The 19870-nt window shown below is 38.8% G+C and carries 12 protein-coding genes; 9 read left to right on the top strand and 3 right to left on the bottom strand.

The annotated features are described in order from the left end of the window. Positions 1 to 37: 37 nt before the first annotated feature. Positions 38 to 1171: an alanine dehydrogenase gene (gene ald / locus ACY3XC_RS17315; RefSeq protein ID WP_464869656.1), complete on the bottom strand. Its 1134-nt coding sequence runs from the start codon at positions 1169 to 1171 to the stop codon at positions 38 to 40. A gap of 256 nt (positions 1172 to 1427) precedes the next feature. Further along, positions 1428 to 2651 (bottom strand): PucR family transcriptional regulator, encoded by a 1224-nt coding sequence (locus tag ACY3XC_RS17310; RefSeq protein WP_464869655.1) that lies wholly within the window; start codon positions 2649 to 2651, stop codon positions 1428 to 1430. 295 nt (positions 2652 to 2946) lie between these two features. Here ACY3XC_RS17310 and ACY3XC_RS17305 point away from each other — a divergent pair, with 295 nt between their 5' ends. From ACY3XC_RS17305 to ACY3XC_RS17270, 8 genes are all read left to right on the top strand, one after another. Beyond that, positions 2947 to 4341, top strand: a complete 1395-nt coding sequence (locus ACY3XC_RS17305) for an amino acid permease (RefSeq protein ID WP_464869654.1) — start codon at positions 2947 to 2949, stop codon at positions 4339 to 4341. 191 nt (positions 4342 to 4532) lie between these two features. Then, positions 4533 to 5813 carry an extracellular solute-binding protein gene (locus tag ACY3XC_RS17300; protein WP_464869653.1) on the top strand — a complete coding sequence of 427 codons (1281 nt, stop codon included), beginning with the start codon at positions 4533 to 4535 and terminating at the stop codon, positions 5811 to 5813. A 60-nt stretch (positions 5814 to 5873) separates the two neighbouring features. Continuing rightward, entirely contained in the window at positions 5874 to 6749 is an 876-nt protein-coding gene (locus tag ACY3XC_RS17295) for a carbohydrate ABC transporter permease (RefSeq protein ID WP_464869652.1), read from the top strand. A 79-nt stretch (positions 6750 to 6828) separates the two neighbouring features. After that, positions 6829 to 7647 carry a carbohydrate ABC transporter permease gene (locus ACY3XC_RS17290; protein ID WP_464869777.1) on the top strand — a complete coding sequence of 273 codons (819 nt, stop codon included), beginning with the start codon at positions 6829 to 6831 and terminating at the stop codon, positions 7645 to 7647. A gap of 35 nt (positions 7648 to 7682) precedes the next feature. Next, complete coding sequence (locus tag ACY3XC_RS17285) at positions 7683 to 9446, top strand: cache domain-containing sensor histidine kinase (protein ID WP_464869651.1); 1764 nt, start codon at positions 7683 to 7685, stop codon at positions 9444 to 9446. Between the two features lies 1 nt (position 9447). Further along, positions 9448 to 10662: a response regulator transcription factor gene (locus tag ACY3XC_RS17280; RefSeq protein WP_464869650.1), complete on the top strand. Its 1215-nt coding sequence runs from the start codon at positions 9448 to 9450 to the stop codon at positions 10660 to 10662. A gap of 30 nt (positions 10663 to 10692) precedes the next feature. After that, positions 10693 to 12129 carry a glycoside hydrolase family 1 protein gene (locus ACY3XC_RS17275; protein ID WP_464869649.1) on the top strand — a complete coding sequence of 479 codons (1437 nt, stop codon included), beginning with the start codon at positions 10693 to 10695 and terminating at the stop codon, positions 12127 to 12129. 29 nt (positions 12130 to 12158) lie between these two features. After that, entirely contained in the window at positions 12159 to 13046 is an 888-nt protein-coding gene (locus ACY3XC_RS17270; RefSeq protein ID WP_464869648.1) for an ROK family protein, read from the top strand. 57 nt (positions 13047 to 13103) lie between these two features. Here the strand turns inward: ACY3XC_RS17270 and ACY3XC_RS17265 are convergent, their stop codons facing one another. Further along, positions 13104 to 16226 carry a beta-N-acetylglucosaminidase domain-containing protein gene (locus ACY3XC_RS17265; protein ID WP_464869647.1) on the bottom strand — a complete coding sequence of 1041 codons (3123 nt, stop codon included), beginning with the start codon at positions 16224 to 16226 and terminating at the stop codon, positions 13104 to 13106. Positions 16227 to 16654: 428 nt separating this feature from the next. Between ACY3XC_RS17265 and ACY3XC_RS17260 the strand changes: the two genes are divergently transcribed. Continuing rightward, a complete protein-coding gene (locus ACY3XC_RS17260; RefSeq protein ID WP_464869646.1) occupies positions 16655 to 19663 on the top strand; it encodes an endo-beta-N-acetylglucosaminidase in 3009 nt (1002 codons plus the stop codon). The last annotated feature ends 207 nt before the right edge of the window (positions 19664 to 19870 follow it).

Below are 19870 nucleotides of genomic sequence, written 5' to 3'. Positions count from 1 at the left end.
AAAACCCCCAAGATAAACTTGAGGGTACCAAGATGGGTTAGTTCAATACGATTTCTTTTTCCAATGCTTTTTCCACTGGTACATATTCATAGTTAAGGTCTTTTGCTACCGCCTCGTAGGTAATGTCGCCGTTTGCTACGTTCACTCCAAGCTTTAATGCTGGATTTTCAGAGATCGCCTTCACAACACCCTTGTTCGCAATTTGTAATGCATATGGAACAGTCGCATTTGTAAGAGCCATAGTAGATGTTCTTGGAACCGCTCCAGGCATGTTGGCAACGGAATAGTGAACGACACCATGTTTTTCAAATGTTGGGTTGTCGTGAGTGGTTACGTGGTCAATGGTTTCAACGCTTCCGCCTTGGTCAATTGCAACGTCAACGATAACAGAGCCAGGCTTCATCGTTTTAACCATTTCTTCTGTTACCAGCTTAGGAGCTTTTGCCCCTGGGATTAATACTGCACCAATTACTAAGTCAGCTTCTTTCACTGCTTCAGCAATGTTGAATGGATTTGAAATTAATGTTTTAATTTGGTTTCCGAAAACGTCATCTAAGTAACGAAGACGATCTGCGCTTAAGTCAATAATGGTTACATCTGCTCCTAAACCAATTGCCATTTTTGCAGCGTTTGTTCCGACAATACCACCGCCAATAATGGCAACCTTACCACGGCTTACCCCTGGAACACCTGCTAGCAGGATCCCTTTACCGCCATTGAATTTCTGTAAAAATTGTGCACCAATTTGTGCAGACATACGGCCAGCCACTTCACTCATTGGTGTAAGAAGCGGAAGCGTACGGTTAACAGATACAGTTTCGTAAGCAATCGCAATCACACCGCTATCTTTTAATGCTTGTGCTAATGCAGGTTCTGCTGCTAAATGGAGGTACGTAAATAATACTAAACCTGGACGGAAATATTTGTATTCACTTTCAAGTGGTTCCTTCACTTTCATAATCATTTCAAACTTATTCCAAACATCAGCTGCTAATTCAATCAATTCAGCACCAGCTTGAGCGTAATCTGCATCCGCGAAACCGCTTCCAATTCCAGCCCCCTTTTCAACTAATACTTTATGTCCAGCTTGTACAAATGAAACCACCCCTGCTGGAGTAAGTGCCACACGGTTTTCATTGTTTTTAATTTCTTTCACTACGCCAATAATCATTATCGTAATCCCCCTTAGAAGTCTTTAGTGATTTTTTCTGACTTTAGAATAATCCTTTCAAAACTTTTTTTCTTTGTTTAGAAAGCAGAAATAATATGATTCTATTTGTGGATTTACACAAAGCGTTCACAAATTCCTTGATATAAAAGCAAAAGATGATAAGTCTTACATAGCAAAAAACAAAAATTAGTTTTGTTGAAATTTTCAAAAAGCAGGTGCCTGTCACCTCTGCTGAGGGGACAGGCACCTGCTTTTCCTATTTGAACTTTTCGATTTTTAGGTCTAAGTAGAGGGTTATTTTTTGGTTTGGATCTTTTAAGTTAATTTCACCAATTTCTGATATACGTTTGAGCCGGTAATTTAGTGTGTTTGTGTGTACATTTAATTGATTTGAGGCTTCGTGGACATTGCTGTCTTTGTTTAAAAAAACTTCCAATGTTTCAACGAGATCGGTGTTGTTTTTTTTATCATATTCTTGAAGCCTTCTCAGAGAATAGTTTTCGTTCTGGTCTGTACCGGCCTTTTCTATCAATACATCAATATACTTATAGATTCCTAAGCTTTGGTAGCCATGGATATTTGTTGCTTCACTAGGAAATTTTCTCTTTACTGATAGTACAGTTCGAGCTTCTTTGTGCGCTTTTTCCACTTTTCCTAAATCGCAATAGACACTGCTATAGCCCTGGACGATTGACTCAATTCCAAATCGTTCCTTCATTTTGGCAACAAACAGCTCACAAAATGAATTTAGTTTATTCACTGGCTGATCAATTTCATCTAGAGAAATAAACAAGATTAATTGTTGATGGTCAATCGTGTGCAATAAAATTTTTGGCAGTTGAATGGTTTTTAATAAGTAGGCTATATGCTTTTCATCTTCTCTTTCTAATTCCTTTGAAAATTGAAAGACGGCAACCGAGAATAATGAGGGCGGTGAAATTTGCAAAGCATGAAACTTACTAGTAATTTCTTCATTGGAAGAAAGATGACTCGTTAACAGCTGCCAAAAAAATTCTTGAAATTGCTCTTCTTTTTTATTTTTTCGGTTCTGCAGTTGAATAAGTTTATTCTTAGTTGCGTCCGCCGCTCGCTTTAAACAGACCATTTCTTCTTCGCCTAAAGTTTTTTCAATCTCTAATGCCCAAATGAAGCCGAGGACTTCATCGTTCTTCCAAATGGATACGGCAACTCTATTTCCTAGTCCAATTTCATCCACAGTCTTAACCCTTACAGGCTCACGGCTGTTTAACAAGGAAGGAATGACCCCTTCCTTCCATAAGGAATTAATCACTCTTTCCGGTACACGGCGGCCGATAATCGTGGCAATCCGTGCCGGGTCGGTTCGATCATCATGGGTACTGTAGGCAAGGAGACGATGGTTTGCATCTTCTATCGTTATCGGACAATGTAAAACATCACTTACCATATCTGCAAATTCTTCTAAACTATCAAAGCTTGCTCGAAACGGATCATTTGTCATCTATAACACCTCTATCAATGAGATTGTGCACTTTGTAACGTATTTGTTATTTAAAACAATATTCTTTTAATAGATTTGTCTTTATTCCACAATATAAAATGTTCACAGATATGTTATATTAATTTCACGAAGTTTTCGCTTTTATTATTCTGCAAGTCATTGGAAACGCTATCATTTTAAAAAAGAATAGGGGGATATTATTTAAATATAAACAGTAGGTTTTATTCGAATAATATTGTATCTTTTTTACTGTAAAAGGGAAATAGGAGATTTAAACTAAAATAGGGGGCAGACTATGCAAAAAAATCCAAATCAATTACAAAGAGGTTTAGAAGAAAGACATATTACGCTAATGTCCTTAGGAGCTGCCATTGGGGTAGGTCTGTTTCTAGGGTCAGCAACTGCTATTAAGCTTGCGGGACCTGGTATTATTCTCGGTTATGCATTTGCCGGTATGATTATGTTCTTTATTATGAGGGCACTTGGTGAGATGGCGATTCAGAAGCCAGTTGCAGGATCCTTTAGTCAATATGCCCGCGATTATTTAGGCGCCTTGCCTGGTTTCCTAACAGGATGGAATTATTGGTTCTTATGGGTTGTAACTTGTATGGCTGAGATTACCGCAGCAGGAATCTACATGGAGTATTGGTTCCCAGAAGTACCTCGCTGGATTTGGGCACTGGCAGCATTAGTGATCATGGCTTCTGTCAATTTCCTGAATGTAAAAGCATATGGAGAACTTGAATTTTGGTTTGCGTTAATTAAGATTATTACAATCATCTTCATGATTGTGAGTGGTCTTGGAATGATTGCTTTGGGAATTGGTAATGGCGGTATCGCTACTGGTATCAGCAATCTTTGGGAGAACGGTGGAATTCTTCCAAATGGGATCACTGGGGTGTTAATGTCCTTACAAATGGTTATGTTTGCTTTCTTAGGAATTGAGATGATTGGGATTACGGCCGGGGAAGTAAAGAATCCGGAAAAAACATTATCTAGAGCGATTGATACTGTTTTCTGGCGAATTCTTATTTTCTATGTAGGTGCCTTGTTTGTGATTATGTCAATTTATCCTTGGACGGAAATCGGAGCGCAAGGCAGTCCGTTCGTTTTGACCTTTGATAAGCTTGGAATTCCTGCTGCAGCCGGAATTATTAACTTTGTTGTCTTGACCGCTGCGCTTTCATCGTGTAACGGAGGAATCTTTAGTACAGCACGGATGCTATTTAACTTAGCTGAAAATGATGAGGCACCAAAGGGATTAGGTAAATTAAACAAGAATGGTGTTCCTAGTAAAGCCGTGTTAGTAACAGCGGGTGCACTGTTAGTGGGTGTTGTTCTTAACTATTTAGTACCGGCAAAAGTATTTACATGGGTAACAGCGATCTCAACGTTTGGTGCAATTTGGACATGGTCGATGATTTTATTATCTCAAATCAAGTATCGGAAGGGATTAACAGCTAATCAATTGAGAGGCTTAAAATATAAGATGCCATTATTCCCATTCACATCTTACTTTTCATTAGCATTCTTACTTCTAGTAGTTGGATTAATGGCAGTCTTCCCAGATACAAGAATTGCTTTAATCGTTGGACCGCTTTGGCTAGGGATCTTAACTGCCTTTTATTATGGTAAGGGGTACCATAAACGAGGAAAACAAGAACAGGATCAAATTCAAAAAGTAATATAATAAAAAAAGACGATTCGACATCGAATCGTCTTTTTTTTATGGAAGAATACTATTTATGTATCTAAAAAATGTTTATTTAAAAAGAGCGTAAATTATCGGATGTTTTTTAAATTTTTTCGGATAGTGAAAAAAATGAAAACCTTTACAATTAGTAATTGTAAGCGTTTGATTTTATTAAAGGGGGAACCACAATGAAGAAGCTAGGCCTATTAGTCTTAAGCTTGTTATTACTAACTTTAACTGCATGCAGCGGTGGAGAAGAGAAGGCATCTGGAGACGGTAAAGTCACAGAACTTACAGTTTGGAATGATTGGACTGAAAATCGTCCGGAATATAAGGTTTATAAAGATATCATTGCTAAATTCAATGAAGAAAACAAAGATAGTATCCACGTTAAAATTGAAAGTATTCCACATGATCAATATGAAACAAAGCTAAGAACACAAGCAGCAGGAAAGCAATTACCGGATATGTTCCGCGTATGGCCTGGTGCACGTATTGCGCCTCTAGTTGAAGGAAAAGCGTTACTTCCTTTAAATGATATCCTTGATACTTGGGAAGGGAAAATTCCAGAGGGTATCTTGAAAGATTATGCAGTCGACGGAAAGCAGTACGCGATTCCAGCAAACATTAGTGAAACTAGCTTGATTTACTATCATAAAGATGCTGTGAAAAAAGCAGGATTTGAAGAATTTCCAAAAACATATGATGAGTTAAAAGAATTAATAAAGGCTTTAAATGACCAAAAAGTAACGCCAATTGCATTAGGTAATAAATCGATTTGGCCTTTACAGTCTGTTTATGTCTCAACGATTGCAGATCGTTTTACAGGCAGTGAGTTCTTACCAAACACGTTAAGCGGAAAAGGCTCTTTTACGGATGAGAACTTTGTGAAGGCGTTATCAGTAGTTGAGGAATTAGCAAACCTTAAGGCATTTAACGAAGATTTTAATACAATTGACGAAGCACAATCTAGAACATTATTTAATAGTGGAGAAGCTGCTATGCACTTCGCAGGTTCTTGGGCTATCGGACCAATCTTAGAAGGTGTAGAAAATATCGATAATATCGGCGTTGCTCCATTCCCAAGCTTTAGCGGCGAAGGAGATACAGAAAAAATTTCTGGTGCAGCTGGCGGCGGTATCGCTCTTAATGCTGAATTATCTGGTAAGAAGAAAGAAGCAGCATTTAAATTTTTAGAGTACTTTTATGGTGATGAGTTGTACCAAGGATTAGCTAAGTCTAATATCGTTGTTCCAGTACAAGTAGAATTGGACGATAGCATTCCTGAAATTTACAAAACAGCTAACGGATTTGCACAAGGTGGTTTAGCACCAGTTTATGATGCAACGTTAACACCTGAGTTAACAGACATGATTAACAATGGCTTACAATCTATCACTATCGGTGAAAAGACACCTAAGGAATTAGCTGAAGACATGCAGAAGGAAAACGAACAAGGAAAGAAATAATCTTTTAAAATACAGGTTGCCTGAATAAAGGCAACCTGTCATTTCATAGGGGAGATAAATATGCAACTAACTGGGAAAAGTAAAGCCGCTCTTATTATCGGTTTACTGCCGGCATTTTTGATTTATACCGTTTTTGCTATCTATCCGATTATCCAATCGTTTTATTATTCCTTTATGGAATGGGATGGTTTTTCGGAAATGGAATTTATCGGTCTGCAAAACTTTGAGAATCTTTTTCAAGATGCATTATTTTGGAATTCAGTAGGCAATAACATTTTTGTTGTAATCGCCTCAGTATTTGGACAGATTCCGATTGCTTTATTTATAGCTCTTTTATTAAATCGAAAAATCAAGGGCTTAAAGATTTTTAGAACTATTGGGTTCCTTCCAGTTGTCTTATCAACGGTCGTGATCTCGCTTACATGGAGCCTCATATATAATACGAAGGATGGCATGATTAACGAAATTTTAAGGGCTGTCGGCTTAGACTTTTTGGCACAAAACTGGTTAGGAGATACAAAGTGGTCTATGGTGGCAGTGTGTATTACTGTAATCTGGCAATTCGTCGGGCTCTATTTAATTATTTTTCTTGCAGCCTTGCAAAACATACCGGAAGAAGTAATGGAAGCGGCAAAGATGGATGGTGCTTCAGAATGGGTAACAACCTGGAAAATAACCATCCCTATGATTTGGGATACCATTATTGTTGCGATTATATTGTGTATTTCCGGTAGTTTAAGAACGTTTGATTTAATTTATGTTATGACACATGGCGGACCATCTCATTCTACAGACGTTATGGCGTTGTATATGTTCAATGAGACATTTTCGAATCTGCAATATGGTTACGGCAGTGCGATATCCGTATTTATTTTCTTCTTCAGTCTCATAATGATTGGAATTGTAAAAAAAGTTCTTGGCCAAAAATTTATTTGATGGGGAGGGGCACAGAATGGAAACGACGATTAAGAAAACAACACAATCTGAATTGCCGCTGCATCAAAGCACAAGGAAAATGAGTGTAAAAAATACCCTCATATATGCAGTCTTGATCATTTTTTCGGTGATCAATGTTTATCCTATTATTTGGATGATAATCAACTCTTTTAAGTCAGAAAAAGAATTTGCGGTTAATCAATTTGGTTTACCAAAGACTTTGGTTATTGATAATTATATAGAAGCATGGGGTACCGCTAATTTAGGGGTTCTCTTTAAAAATAGTATTTTTATATGTTTACTTGCAACTATTCTTACTGTGTTAATCGGTGCATTAGCTTCCTATTTTCTTGCAAGAATAGAGTTTAAGTTTAAGAATGCCTTGTATACCTTCTTTATTTTCGGGATGTTAATTCCGATACACGCTACTCTTGTTCCCATGTTTATTTTATTGAAAAATTTAGGATTACTGAATATTCCTATTACCTTGTTATTTCCGTACATTGCCTTCCATTTACCGATTACGATTTTTATCCTAACAAGTTTTATGAAGGCTTTTCCAAAGGATATCGAAGAATCAGCTATTATCGATGGCTGTGGAATTTTCCGGATTTTCTGGTCAATTATTTTGCCGATGTCCCGTCCTGCGCTTGCTACCGTTATTATTTTGAACTTTATTTATAACTGGAACGAGTTCTCATTTGCTCTCGTATTACTGAATGATCCAGCCCTTCAAACATTGCCGTTAGGTCTTGCAAGTTTTGCGGGTCAGTTTACCGTTAATTATGGAGCACAGATGGCAGGATTAACAATGTCTATGATCCCTATTATCCTTTTCTATTTATTCCTAGAAAAAGAAATTGTCAATGGTATGACAGCCGGAGCAGTAAAAGGATAAACTAAATGGTAATAAAATTAAAAGGCTGATGTGCAATGTTCCGAAATTGGGGATTAAAAAACAAATTTGTTACCGTGTTTTTACTTTTGATTACCTTACCAACCTTGATTATTGGCTGTATTATCTACTATCAAACCACGTCCGTTTTTAAGCAGCAGGCTGAAAACAATACAGTTAGAAACCTAGAAAAAAATGAAGATAACGTAACAGCCATCATCCGTGGGATAGAGAATATGTCTTCTTATATGATTTATGAAGAAAACTTCCGAACGTTTTTTACGGCTGCGGAGGAAGATATCAATCAAAGAGAGTATAAAGATGCCGTTGAAGGGATTCGGGGTTATTTTACCTTCCAGCTTATGAGTCACAGCTATATTGATTCTATTTCTTTAATCGCGAACGATGGACATGTTTTAGAGATAGGCAGCCATGTAATAGGTGATGAAGTTAGGTTGAATCAAGGTGCCAAAGATTTAGAGGGCGGTCCTTATTGGAGCAATACCTATCAGGTAATTGAAAATGGGGAAAATACAAAGAAAGTCGTTAGTTTAACAAGGGTGATTAATGATATTAACCATATTAACCAACCTATCGGGATGGTAAGAATTCGATTAGACGAAACTAAACTATATAAGACAATTGAAAATAATACGATAAACCAAACTGGTGATTATTTTGTATTGAACAAAAAAGGAGAAGTAGTCCTGCACCAGGATCCTTCATTAGCTGGGACGCCCTTTCCTGATCTTAAAATAACGGATTGGATTGTCAACAGCAAGAGTAGAACATTGAAAGCCAAGGCAAAACAAGGTGACTATTTAATTGTTAAAAAGGCAATCGCAGGAACTAATTGGGTTTCGATTGCGATAGTGAATGAAGGAGAAGTGGTTAAGAGTTTATATAATGTCCGCAGCTTGTTTGTTTTTATGTTTTTTCTTTTATTAGTGCTTGGAGCAATTGCTTTTATGGGATTTTATCAATCTTTTATCCGAAGGATTGTGGAACTGACGAAGCAAACCAAGCAACTTGGAGAAGGGGATTTTACAGCGCATGTTCCAATCTCATCACAAGACGAGATTGGAAAATTAGGACTCCGATTTAACCAGATGGTCACTACGATACAGAATTATATTAATCAAGAATATAAGTTAAAGATCAAGCAGCGCGAATCGGAATTGAAGGCTCTTCAAAGCCAGATTGACCCACACTTTTTATACAATACCCTGGATATGATTCGTTGGACTTCACGTCTAGAAAAGGCAATGGAAACTGGGCAGTTAATTGAACGTTTATCCAAAATTTTTCGGATGAATTTAAACATGGGAAAGATGTGGGTAAAGGCAGAGGAAGAAATTCAATATATTCAAAATTACTTGGAGTTACAAAAGAGCAGGATTGGCAATCGTTTGAATTATAGTATTTTTTATGATGATCAAATAAAAGATGTCTATATCATTAAGCAAATTTTACAGCCTTTAGTAGAAAATAGTATTCTTCATGGTTTTGATGATTTGCCTCGACAAGGCGTTATTCGGATTCGAATGTTTAAGGTGGAGAAGGAAATTTGGATGGATGTCATCGACAATGGCTGGGGATTTCCGGATGAGAAACAGGAAGAGGACCCTAATCGGAAAGGTGGTTATGCCATTCATAACCTTATCGACCGCTTAGAACTTGCCTTTGGGGAAGAGGCAAAATTCGAACTGTTAGAGGCTGATGTGGGTACATGGATTCGCTTAAAGCTTCCACTATCTGAAAGTGGTAATCGTAATCTAATTTCAAATGAGACAGGTGAGTAATATGTCCTTTAAAATGCTAATTGTTGATGATGAACCGATTATTTGTCGCGGCTTGCAGCAGACGATTCCATGGGATGAATATATGGTGGAAGTCGTGGGTCTTGCGTACAACGGGGCAGAGGCTATTCAAAAGCTTAAGGATCATCATGATATAGATTTAGTGTTAACCGATGTCAGAATGCCGAATGTAGATGGCTTGAAATTGGCTGCCTTCATTCATGAGAACTACCCTGATATTCGGACGATTATCATAAGTGGGTACGACGATTTTAAATATGCTCAACAGGCAATTCAATTAGGTGTAAAGGATTACTTATTGAAGCCGGTAGATGTTGACGAGCTTTTACGGGTCATCACGAAAATCACGAGTACCTTACAAGAGGAACGAAAAGCCGCGCACCATACTTATCAAACGAATTTAAAAAATACGATTCTTCATCAAGTACTCGATGTACCAGAAACCATTCCGAACTTCACGGGTTTATTTACGAATGTTCGTATATACCCCTTTGTTACGATGTTAAAAGAGTATAACAACAAAACAAAAGATTTATCTGAAGAAATATTGCATGGCTTGAAAACGGATTGGGAAAATCTTGTGGAAAACTCCTTAATGAGTCAGGGATATGAAAGTGTATCCGTGTTTACAAGTAAAAACGTATTACTTACTTGTGTAACAAATTATCAGCCTGCTCCTACTCCTGAAAACTTAAGTTTTCCAGAGTTATATTGTGTTTTTAATGATACCGAAATAACAATCGGTCAGCTGTATGAGGTTTATCAGAGATTATATGAAGATACTCGATATCTTCCTTATAGTAAACAAGGGTTTATTGTCAGTCCAGTAAGTGAATCATCGGATTATAATCCAAAGGGCAGCGACTGGCTGATCGAGAGGGCTGAACAATATATTAGGTCCTATTATGCGTCACCTATCAAGGCACATGAGGTGGCGGATGTCATTAATATTTCCCCTAATTATTTCAGCTCACTATTTAAACAAAAAACGGGCAAGAGCTTTAATGACTATATAAATACTATGCGTGTTGAGGAAGCAAAACAGCTTCTTGAAGAAACACCTTTTAATGTAAATGAAATTGCTGAAAAGGTCGGCTATCGAGAATATAAGTATTTTGTGGATGTTTTTAAAAAATTCACTGGCTATACGCCAACAAAGTATAGAAATATAACAGCAAATAATATCAATCAATCATAAGAGATTCTTATGGAACCGGAGGTAAGTAGGATGCAAAAGACAATGAATGTACCGAAGGACTTTTTCCTTGGAGCAGCGGTGTCTGCTTGGCAAACGGAGGGATGGTCTGGAAAAAAAGAGACACAGGACTCCTTTCTCGACCTGTGGTATAAAGAGAATAAGAATGTTTGGCATAATGGATATGGTCCTGCTGTAGCGACTGATTTTAAAAATAGATATAAAGAAGATATTGGCTATATGAAACAAATCGGTTTACAAAACTTTAGGACGTCTATTAACTGGTCACGTTTTTTACTAGATTATGAAAATGCTGTGGTAGATGAGGAATATGCTAGTTATATAGATGATATGATCAATGAGTTAATCAAGAATAACGTGGAGCCAATGATTTGTCTAGAACACTACGAACTTCCTTCTGTTTTATTTAAGAAGTATGGCGGCTGGGGATCCAAGCATGTCGTTGATCTATTCGTTAAATATGCGGAAAAAGTGTTTGAACGTTATGGTGATCGCGTGAAGCATTGGTTTACTTTTAATGAGCCGATTGTGATTCAAACGCGTGTCTACTTAGATGCGATTCGTTATCCATTCGAACAAAATACACAAAAGTGGATGCAATGGAATTTTAATAAAAGCTTAGCAACCGCTAAAGTTATTCGTTTATTTAAACAAATGGGCTTAAAAGATAAATATGGAGCAAAGATTGGTAACATTATCAATCCAGAGGTAGCCTATGCACGCTCATCGGCTGAACATGATCAAAAAGCTGCCCGCATCTTTGATTTATTTTACAACAGAATTTTCTTAGATCCTTCGATCAAAGGGGAATTCCCTGCAGAATTGATGGAACTAATGAATAAACATGATATTGCTTTTGAAGCAACGGATGAAGAATTGCAAATTATAAAAGAGAACACTGTCGATTATGTAGGATTGAATATCTACTTCCCATACCGAGTAAAAGCTCGTTCAACGGCATGGAATGAAGAGACACCTTTCCATCCTGCTTATTATTATGAAAGCTTTGATTTACCAGGCAGAAAGATGAATCCACACCGCGGCTGGGAAATCTATCCTCAGGTGATGTATGATATTGCGATGCGAATGAAAGAAGAGTACGGAAATATCGAATGGTTTATTGCCGAAAATGGGATGGGTGTTGAAAATGAATACCGATTTAAAAATGAAGAAGGCATAATCCAGGATGATTACCGGATTGAATTTATTAGTGAACATTTAAAGTGGTTACTAAAGGGTGTGGAAGAGGGCTCCAATTGTACAGGTTATATGCTTTGGGCCTTCAGTGACAATGTGTCTCCGATGAATGCCTTTAAGAATCGATATGGATTGGTAGAAATTTACCTAGAAGAAAACCGAAACCGTGCTCTCAAAAAATCTGCTTATTGGTTAAAACAAGTCATCGAAACCAAACAATTCGATGCACAGGATGACAATATATATAAATAAAACGTATGCGACCTAGGGGCGTTTTTAAGATGAGAAAATATTTAGCTTTGGATATTGGCGGAACATTTATTAAGTACGGATTAGTTACTGAAAGTGCTGAAATTCTAGAGAATAATAAAGTAAAAACACCTAAAACATTAGACGAACTGCTATCGATTATTAAGAATCTTACAGAAACGTATTACGATGTTAACGGGATTGCAATCAGTGCACCAGGAGCCGTTTCGGAAGAAGGTGTGATTTATGGTTCAAGTGCCATCCGTTATTTACATGGCCCAAATATCAAAAATTTAGTTAAAGAGCTTACTTCACTGCCGGTTTACCTAGAAAATGACGCTAATTGTGCGGGATATGCTGAGATTTGGAATGGCGCAGCTAAGGGCAAAAAAGATGTGCTTGTTATGGTGATTGGAACGGGAATTGGCGGCTCAGTGTTTAAAAACGGCCAGTTGCATAAAGGGACCCATCTCCATGGCGGCGAATTTGGTTATATGCTGTTAACTAGTGATATCCAAGATAGCAATGATGTATGGAGCAGGGTGGCTTCAACCGCTGCACTAGTGAAAGAGGTTGCGAAAAGAAAACAAATCGATGTGGAGTCTATTTCAGGTGAACAGATCTTTCAGCTGGCTGATTCAGGAGATATAGATTGTATCCAAGCGATCGATCGATTCTATCGTTTATTGGCCGTAGGGATTTATAATTTGCAGTATATTTATGATCCTGAAGTAATCGTCATCGGTGGTGGAATCAGTGCAAGGGACGATCTGATTGATGGAATCAACGAGAAACTGGATCATATTTTAGCAAAGGTGGATCTTGCTAAAATTAAACCAGAAATCATTGCATGTGATTATCGCCAAAATGCTAACCTTTTGGGGGCAGTATACGGTGCAATGCTCACAGAATCAAAATAGTAACATAGATAAAACCGCTTGGGATTAAGTTATCCAAGCGGTTTTTTACTGAAAGGCTTAGTTTTTATCCACTTTTATGTCATAAATGGCTGGGGTTTTTCCTTCCACCCATTCAATCTTTAGGTCTAACACGGGCGGGATATGATCCGTTGGGAAAAATTGATAGCCAGTATCAATGGTACCAAGCTTTCTCCAACCTGTTTCAGTTCGTACAGAAACTTCACTGCCTGATACGTTGTTTGGATCTTCTAAAATCGTAATTCCTGTTACTGTCTTTTCTGCTTCCCCAATATGGTAGAGAATTTCACCAGCTTCTGTTCCGGCTGGTTTGAATTTCGTATTAAGGCTGCCATCAATCAGATAATCCTTGGTATTACCGGTTGTATTTGCTGCAGTGGTTGATATCGTGGGATTATTGACTTCAGGGTAATACTCGCCATCGTTGATGACCAATTCCTGCATCCGCACCCACTTATCAGAACCGACCTTTGTTCTTGTCATCTTAAATCTTAAGTACTTAATCTTTTGATCTAAATCTCTGACTTCTTTTGCTCGGTAAGGGGCTTCGTGCTGGTCAAATATCGCTTCGGCCAGGTCTGCATTTGCAGCTTCACCCTCGTTTGGACCATCCTGACTGCCAAAGGTCATGACGGTCGTCCATTCGTTACCATCTAATGAAGCCTCAATAATAGCATGTCTTGGAAAATCATGCTCGCCTTCATTAATTACTGCTTTTAGACTATTAAGTGTAATTTCTTGTCCCATATCATAGGTAATATACTTACCAGCTGTTTGACTATTCTTAAACCATCCAGGTGTATTAAAATCACCATCAAAGAGGGCAAGAGGGTTTTCAACACTGGTATAATTTGTTTCTTTAACAGATTTAGGTTCAACCTCAAAGGATGTTACAGCTAGATGGTCTAATGTAAACTCTACGGGTTTTGCTTGTTTATTTAACAGTCTTATATATCTGGCATCAGCTGGAGCATCCTCACTACTTACCTTTTCCCACTTAATCCCGTTTAAAGATGTTTCTGCTGTTAATCCTTTAACTGTCGGGGCTTCAATGTCCACTACATCCTTGACTCTGCCTAATTTTACGCCTAGGTATTCACCTTTGTTTAACGTAATGGAACCTGCAGCAGTGATTGAGGTTGTTGTTTTGTTTTCTGTTAGCGGTACATTTTTATATTCTTCGACATTCGTAAAGATACTAGCTGTTGTTTCTTCCATTTGAAGATCTAGCAGTTGTGCAACCTTTGGTGAGATTTTAGCCTCTAAGTTATCGGTAAATGGCTGCAGTCTCTTTTTAGCTGGTTTTGCTTTCATCGTGCCGCTTAATAATGGACGATCATAGTTTAAGCTTTGCTGGCGCAGCGCCGTTGCTTTTGCAAAGTGATTCCAGGTATCTGATTTATTTCCATTCTCAATGGCTAGGTCTGTTTTAATAAACTCGATGTCAGCTAATACCATGTCTCTTAACGCTTTGACAAATGGCACTAACTCTTCCTTTAACTTTTCATTCTTTGTTTTTGCTAAAAATCCATTTGCGGCATCGGCGATAATTTGCAACTGGGCAATTGCTTCTGGTGCCTCATCTTTTAATGATTCCGCATTATTCACTTTAGATGTAATGGAATCTAACAAACTCTTAATATCCTCACTCTCTGATAGACGTAAACCGTTTGGATCCGCATCAGACATATGTTTGGCTAAGGTATGAAGTTCTTCTGCTGCGTCTGGTTCGATATAGTCAAAACTATCCTCCCAGCTTTTATCTGCATCAAACTTTTCTGTATTCCACGCATAATCGGCAACTGCAAAAATGGCGATTTTTGAAGCTTCAGCCTCCTGCATCGGGTTTGTCACAGCACCAGAGAGATTTTCAATGCCAGTTTGGAGCATTTCTCCTTTTCCTAAAAACACACGTGACATATCGACATCATTGACTGGCCAGTTGAGCCAGAATAATGGATCGCGTCTTGTGACTCCATTGTTACTTCTATTCTTAAATGTATCAATGGTCGACTGGACAATCGGGGCACAGGTTGTCGAACCAGTCCAGAAAATTTGTATATTTTCATCGAAGCCCTTTTCATAGGCATTCAACTCCGCAGCATTCCACGCCCAGCTGGAATTATAGCTTGCCGGACAGTAAAGAATATCATAGACATCGCCTTTTTCATCAGCCCATTGGGATACAGCATTCATCAATTGGACCACATAATCAAGAGGCAGATTTCCAACGTCATCCCCTAAAACACCGAATTGGCGTACCCCCACATCATATAATTGATCAAATTTTGCCAGCATTTTTTCGGTATTTTCCGGAAGCAACTCCATGGCAGCTTGTTGGCCTTGTGTTCTGGCGATATGAGCGACTTCTCCTAATGGGGAGATTGTCCAAACAAAACGAGTTTTCGTCTCATTTCCTACTTGTGCCATTTTGCCAATTTCGGCTAACATGTCTGCTGGATAAGGCTCTCCCCATTTTTCTCTATGATACGGGTCGTCCTTTGGTGCAAAGACATAGGAAGTCGCTTTAAATTGACCGGCAAACTCCATAAGTGACATCCGATCCTCATTGCTCCATGGAATTCCATAGTATCCTTCAATAAAACCTCTAATTTCTGTATTGGCATAGTCGTTAATGGTTAAATACCGGACAGCCTTATTAGGGGCTTGTGCCAGGATCGCGTTTAACGTTACCACGCCATAAAAGCTGGCGTCTGTGTCTTTACCTAGTATCGTAATGGTATTCTCTTGAATGTCTAATTGGTAGGCATCAATTTTTGAAAAATCGCTGCCTTCGCTATTTACATTTGCAGCTGCAAAGGAATCTACCGGGCCATTTGAGCCTTTTGTTCCTACTAAAATATTTATTTTATCATCAGCTGGCTCAGTCCCTATGACTGGAACAGAATAGCCATTTTCTGTAAAAATTGTTTCTGCTTTTTTTCTTGTGACGGAATCGATGGTGTGGTCATAGATGACTTGGATGGCTTTGTCTAATGTAAGCGATCCTTCATGGTAGGTTATGTCTTGAGGTAAAGGGTATATTTCATATTCCATAGGTGAACCCTCCTGTGCTGCTGCAGTAAATGTGCTCATGGTCATTACGGTTGAAAACAACATTGTAAAAATGATGGATAAATTGAGCCAAAACTTGGTTTTCAAAAATCTTCCCTTCTTTCTATTGAAATTTTTAGCCTATGTTTTATGTAATCCTCCTTTTCTCTTTTCTATATTTTGGTTGTTTGCTAGAAAACAAAAAGGCATGGAAAACAACCGAGAATAATCTCGTTCTGTTTTCCATGCCTAGTATGATCCAGTCACATGAAACCAAATATATACCACAATTCTAAAACGCTTACACGACGGAGGTCAATACATTTCCAAATTTCGGTAAGAAAGTACCACAAAGAATAATCTATCTAGGTGAAAAGGAGGAACTTAGATTCTAGTGAATTTTTCACTATAGATTGCTTCTTTAATTTAGACAGCAAATCTATTAATACTCCACTATTTTAAAAAGTGGCAGAATTTTATACTAATTGAAAGTGCTTCCATTTTTGGAAGTAAATAAGTGTAAGAGGAGGAGCAAAATGAGAAGAAAAGGAAGTAAGTTGTACAGCCGCATTTTATCTGCATCGGCGGCAATCATGTTACTGGGTTCAATGAATGCACCGGGGGCTGAAGCCGGAGTTAACGGGGACGGAACAGCAGTCGTCAATGAGAACTATGCGGACAAGCTCAGTCTAAAGCCGCTGGCACCCGCTTTCAATGTTGATTCACTCATGGAATGGTCTCCTGAAAAGGATCCTGATGCTGAATTGAACCGCGCCAGCGTCCCTTTAAACAAAGACCGATTCAAAGGAACTCAGATTAATCCACTAGCTAATCCAAAGGCTGGTATCACCTCTGCAGCCATTACGACTTGGAATCATGATGAGGCAAGTTCGGTTGGAAGCAATGACTTTAATGTATACGCTTTCGACAACTGGCAGCTGCTTGATTCTTATATTTACTGGGCAGGAACCAATGAGGGGATTTTTGCCATCCCTACACCAGATATAGTGGATGCCGCCCACCGAAATGGAGTGCCTGTTTATGCAACACTTGGTTTCCCATGGGGCAGATCAGCAGAAGGACTTGCTGAGATAGAAAAGTTTACAAAGCAAAATGAAGACGGAAGTTTCCCTGTGGCAGACAAAATGATTGAAGTTGCTGAGTATTTTGGATTTGACGGTTATTTCTTTAACCAAGAAACGTATGGTGTTAATCAGCAAACAGCCGTACGTATGAATGAAATGATGCGCTATATCAAACGGAATTCAAATCTTAATGTCAGCTGGTACGATGCTCAGTCCAATACAGGAAATGTCAGCTATCAGGATTCTATTAACAGCAATAATGACATGTATGTGAAGCCGGCAGAGGACGGGGAATATGCCGTTGATGAGTTCTTTTTAAACTATAACTGGAACACCGATAAGATTAACACCACGGTTGAAACGATGAATGGTCATAACCGGAACCCATTTGACGCCTATGCAGGTTTCGAAATACAACAGAATTCTTATAATACAAAAATTAATACGGAAGCACTGCTGGATGAAAACAAACAGTCAAAGGTTTCGATTGCACTTTATACACCAAACTCAACCATGGGGCTGGCAGAAAATCCTGCTGACTTTCACGAAGAAGAAGTAAATCTCTGGACGGGACCGCAGGGTGACCCAACCCTTGCAGATGATTCTTCCGATTGGAAGGGAATGGCTCGGTTTGTGACCGATTCGTCCGTTATTCAGGAAATGCCTTTTACCACAAACTTTAATAGCGGCCATGGAAAACAATATTTTGTTAATGGGACCATTGCTAGTGAACTCGAGTGGAACAATCGCTCCATCCAGGATGTTATGCCAACCTGGCGTTGGTGGATTCGCAGTGAAGGCAGCAGAATCAATGTATCCTATGATTTCGATAAAGCCTATAACGGGGGGAATTCGCTTAAATTCAGCGGTACGCTCGAGGCCAACTCCGAAAATGATACAATGCTTTACAGCACCAAACTTCCGATTACTGACAGTACTAAGGTCCGCGTGGTTTATGAGAATCAATCAGGCGCAGAAGCTAAGCTTGGTGTAGCATACAGCGAAGATTATTCGCAGGATAACATGAAATACTATTCACTTCCAGCGACTGAAAAGGGCTGGCAGACAGCCGTTGTTGATTTGGGAGAAGATGCAGGAAAGATGGCGTATGCAGTAAGTCTTAAAATCAGTAACTCTGACAAACTTGAAAACTATGCTTTTCAATTAGGCCAGCTGTCCATTTATGATTCAGCTGAAGCTGTTTTATCGAAACCAGCTGATGTGGAAATTTTAGAAGAAATGCCGAAAACAGCATTTGAGGCGGAAGCTCGTCTAGGCTGGAGCGAGCAGGAGAACGTATTGCATTATGAGATTTACCAAGAGAATGCCGATGGGGCGGAAACACTTTTAGGTGTTACGCCAAATAACTATTTCTACACACCAAGTATTACCCGGACAAATGAAAACGCTTCGAGTGATAATCGTACTTCATTGAAAGTCGTACCGGTCAATCATAATTATGTACGAGGTGAAGCAGCTGTCGTTGATTTTGACTGGGGCATGGGCACGGATGCAACGGAGATTGAACAAAATCCAACCTCTGATAATGTTGTCCTTGGTGCACAAGTAACAGCTGTGTCAGCAGAAAATGATGCTGAGCCTGCAGTGAAAGCATTAGATGGAACAGCAATCGGCAACAGTAAATGGTGTGCAACAAATGCAAAGACTGGTTATATGACCATTGATATTGGTGAGGAGAAAACAATCAAACGCTGGCGTGTCGAACATGCTGAATATGGCGGGGAAGCAAGTAATATGAACACCGTTGATTTCGAGCTGTTTTATAAAGATGAAAAAGGTGAATGGGTCAGTGCTAAAAGGATTACTGATAATACGAAGGCTGTGACCGATATTGTTTTAGACCAGCCTGTTACGGCTAGAGAATTTAAACTTCAGGTCTACAATAGCGGTACTTCTCCTTGGGGCGCGATTCGGATTTATGAATGGCAGATGTTTGAAAGTGATGCGCTGCCAAGAACGGAAAATATTATGATGCATTTTGCAGGTGCTGAGAATAATACGGGTGCCCAAGATAATGTGACAATTGATAGAGTTCAACAGGGTCAAACAGTTAGATTATATAGCTCCCTGGATGCAAAGGATGTTCTAGCAGAAAAGGCTGCTGAACAAGACGGAACGATTACCTTTGAACAGCTGGACTTTGGGCAAGAGGGCGGCAGAATCTATTATACGGTTCAAAACGAAGGTGAAAGAGAAAGTCTAAGGTTCAGTACAGCTTACTTACATGAAAAGGTAACGGAAGTGATTCATCAAATTAGTGATCTTCCTGCCGCTAGTGATTTGACGGTAGAGGATAAGGAGATCGTCAATGATTGTAAAGTTGCCTACAACAAGCTTCACCCAACATTAAGAGAACAGGTTACGAACTACGATACCTTGGTTCAAGCTATGGATCGAATACAGGAATTGAAAAAGAAGTTTAATTATGGAAGTAAATAGGAGGAATAGCGAGGAGTACTGATTCTCACATTCTTCTGACACGAGAGGGCCCTGTTTTTCACTGTAACGATGCAGTGGGAAACGGGCCCTTTTTAATCGTTCATTTTTTTTATGGATTAATTTTATATCGACTGACAATCGATTTTCTTTTATACAACAATGCCCCAACATTCGAACTTTGTATTGATTACTAGTATTTAGAACTGT

Source organism: Bacillus sp. CZDM1 (genome assembly GCF_055502545.1).
Note: the sequence above shows the minus strand (reverse complement) of the source record. Positions and strands in the feature narration are given on the sequence as shown.

Excerpts from the sequence above, each read along its gene's own strand:
- ACY3XC_RS17260 (WP_464869646.1), top strand. The coding sequence starts at position 16,655 with ATGAGAAGAAAAGGAAGTAAGTTGTACAGCCGCATTTTATCTGCATCG.
- ACY3XC_RS17285 (WP_464869651.1), top strand. The coding sequence starts at position 7,683 with ATGTTCCGAAATTGGGGATTAAAAAACAAATTTGTTACCGTGTTTTTA.
- ACY3XC_RS17270 (WP_464869648.1), top strand. The coding sequence starts at position 12,159 with ATGAGAAAATATTTAGCTTTGGATATTGGCGGAACATTTATTAAGTAC.
- ACY3XC_RS17290 (WP_464869777.1), top strand. The coding sequence starts at position 6,829 with ATGAGTGTAAAAAATACCCTCATATATGCAGTCTTGATCATTTTTTCG.
- ACY3XC_RS17280 (WP_464869650.1), top strand. The coding sequence starts at position 9,448 with ATGTCCTTTAAAATGCTAATTGTTGATGATGAACCGATTATTTGTCGC.
- ald (WP_464869656.1), bottom strand. The coding sequence starts at position 1,171 with ATGATTATTGGCGTAGTGAAAGAAATTAAAAACAATGAAAACCGTGTG.
- ACY3XC_RS17275 (WP_464869649.1), top strand. The coding sequence starts at position 10,693 with ATGCAAAAGACAATGAATGTACCGAAGGACTTTTTCCTTGGAGCAGCG.
- ACY3XC_RS17310 (WP_464869655.1), bottom strand. The coding sequence starts at position 2,651 with ATGACAAATGATCCGTTTCGAGCAAGCTTTGATAGTTTAGAAGAATTT.
- ACY3XC_RS17295 (WP_464869652.1), top strand. The coding sequence starts at position 5,874 with ATGCAACTAACTGGGAAAAGTAAAGCCGCTCTTATTATCGGTTTACTG.
- ACY3XC_RS17300 (WP_464869653.1), top strand. The coding sequence starts at position 4,533 with ATGAAGAAGCTAGGCCTATTAGTCTTAAGCTTGTTATTACTAACTTTA.
- ACY3XC_RS17305 (WP_464869654.1), top strand. The coding sequence starts at position 2,947 with ATGCAAAAAAATCCAAATCAATTACAAAGAGGTTTAGAAGAAAGACAT.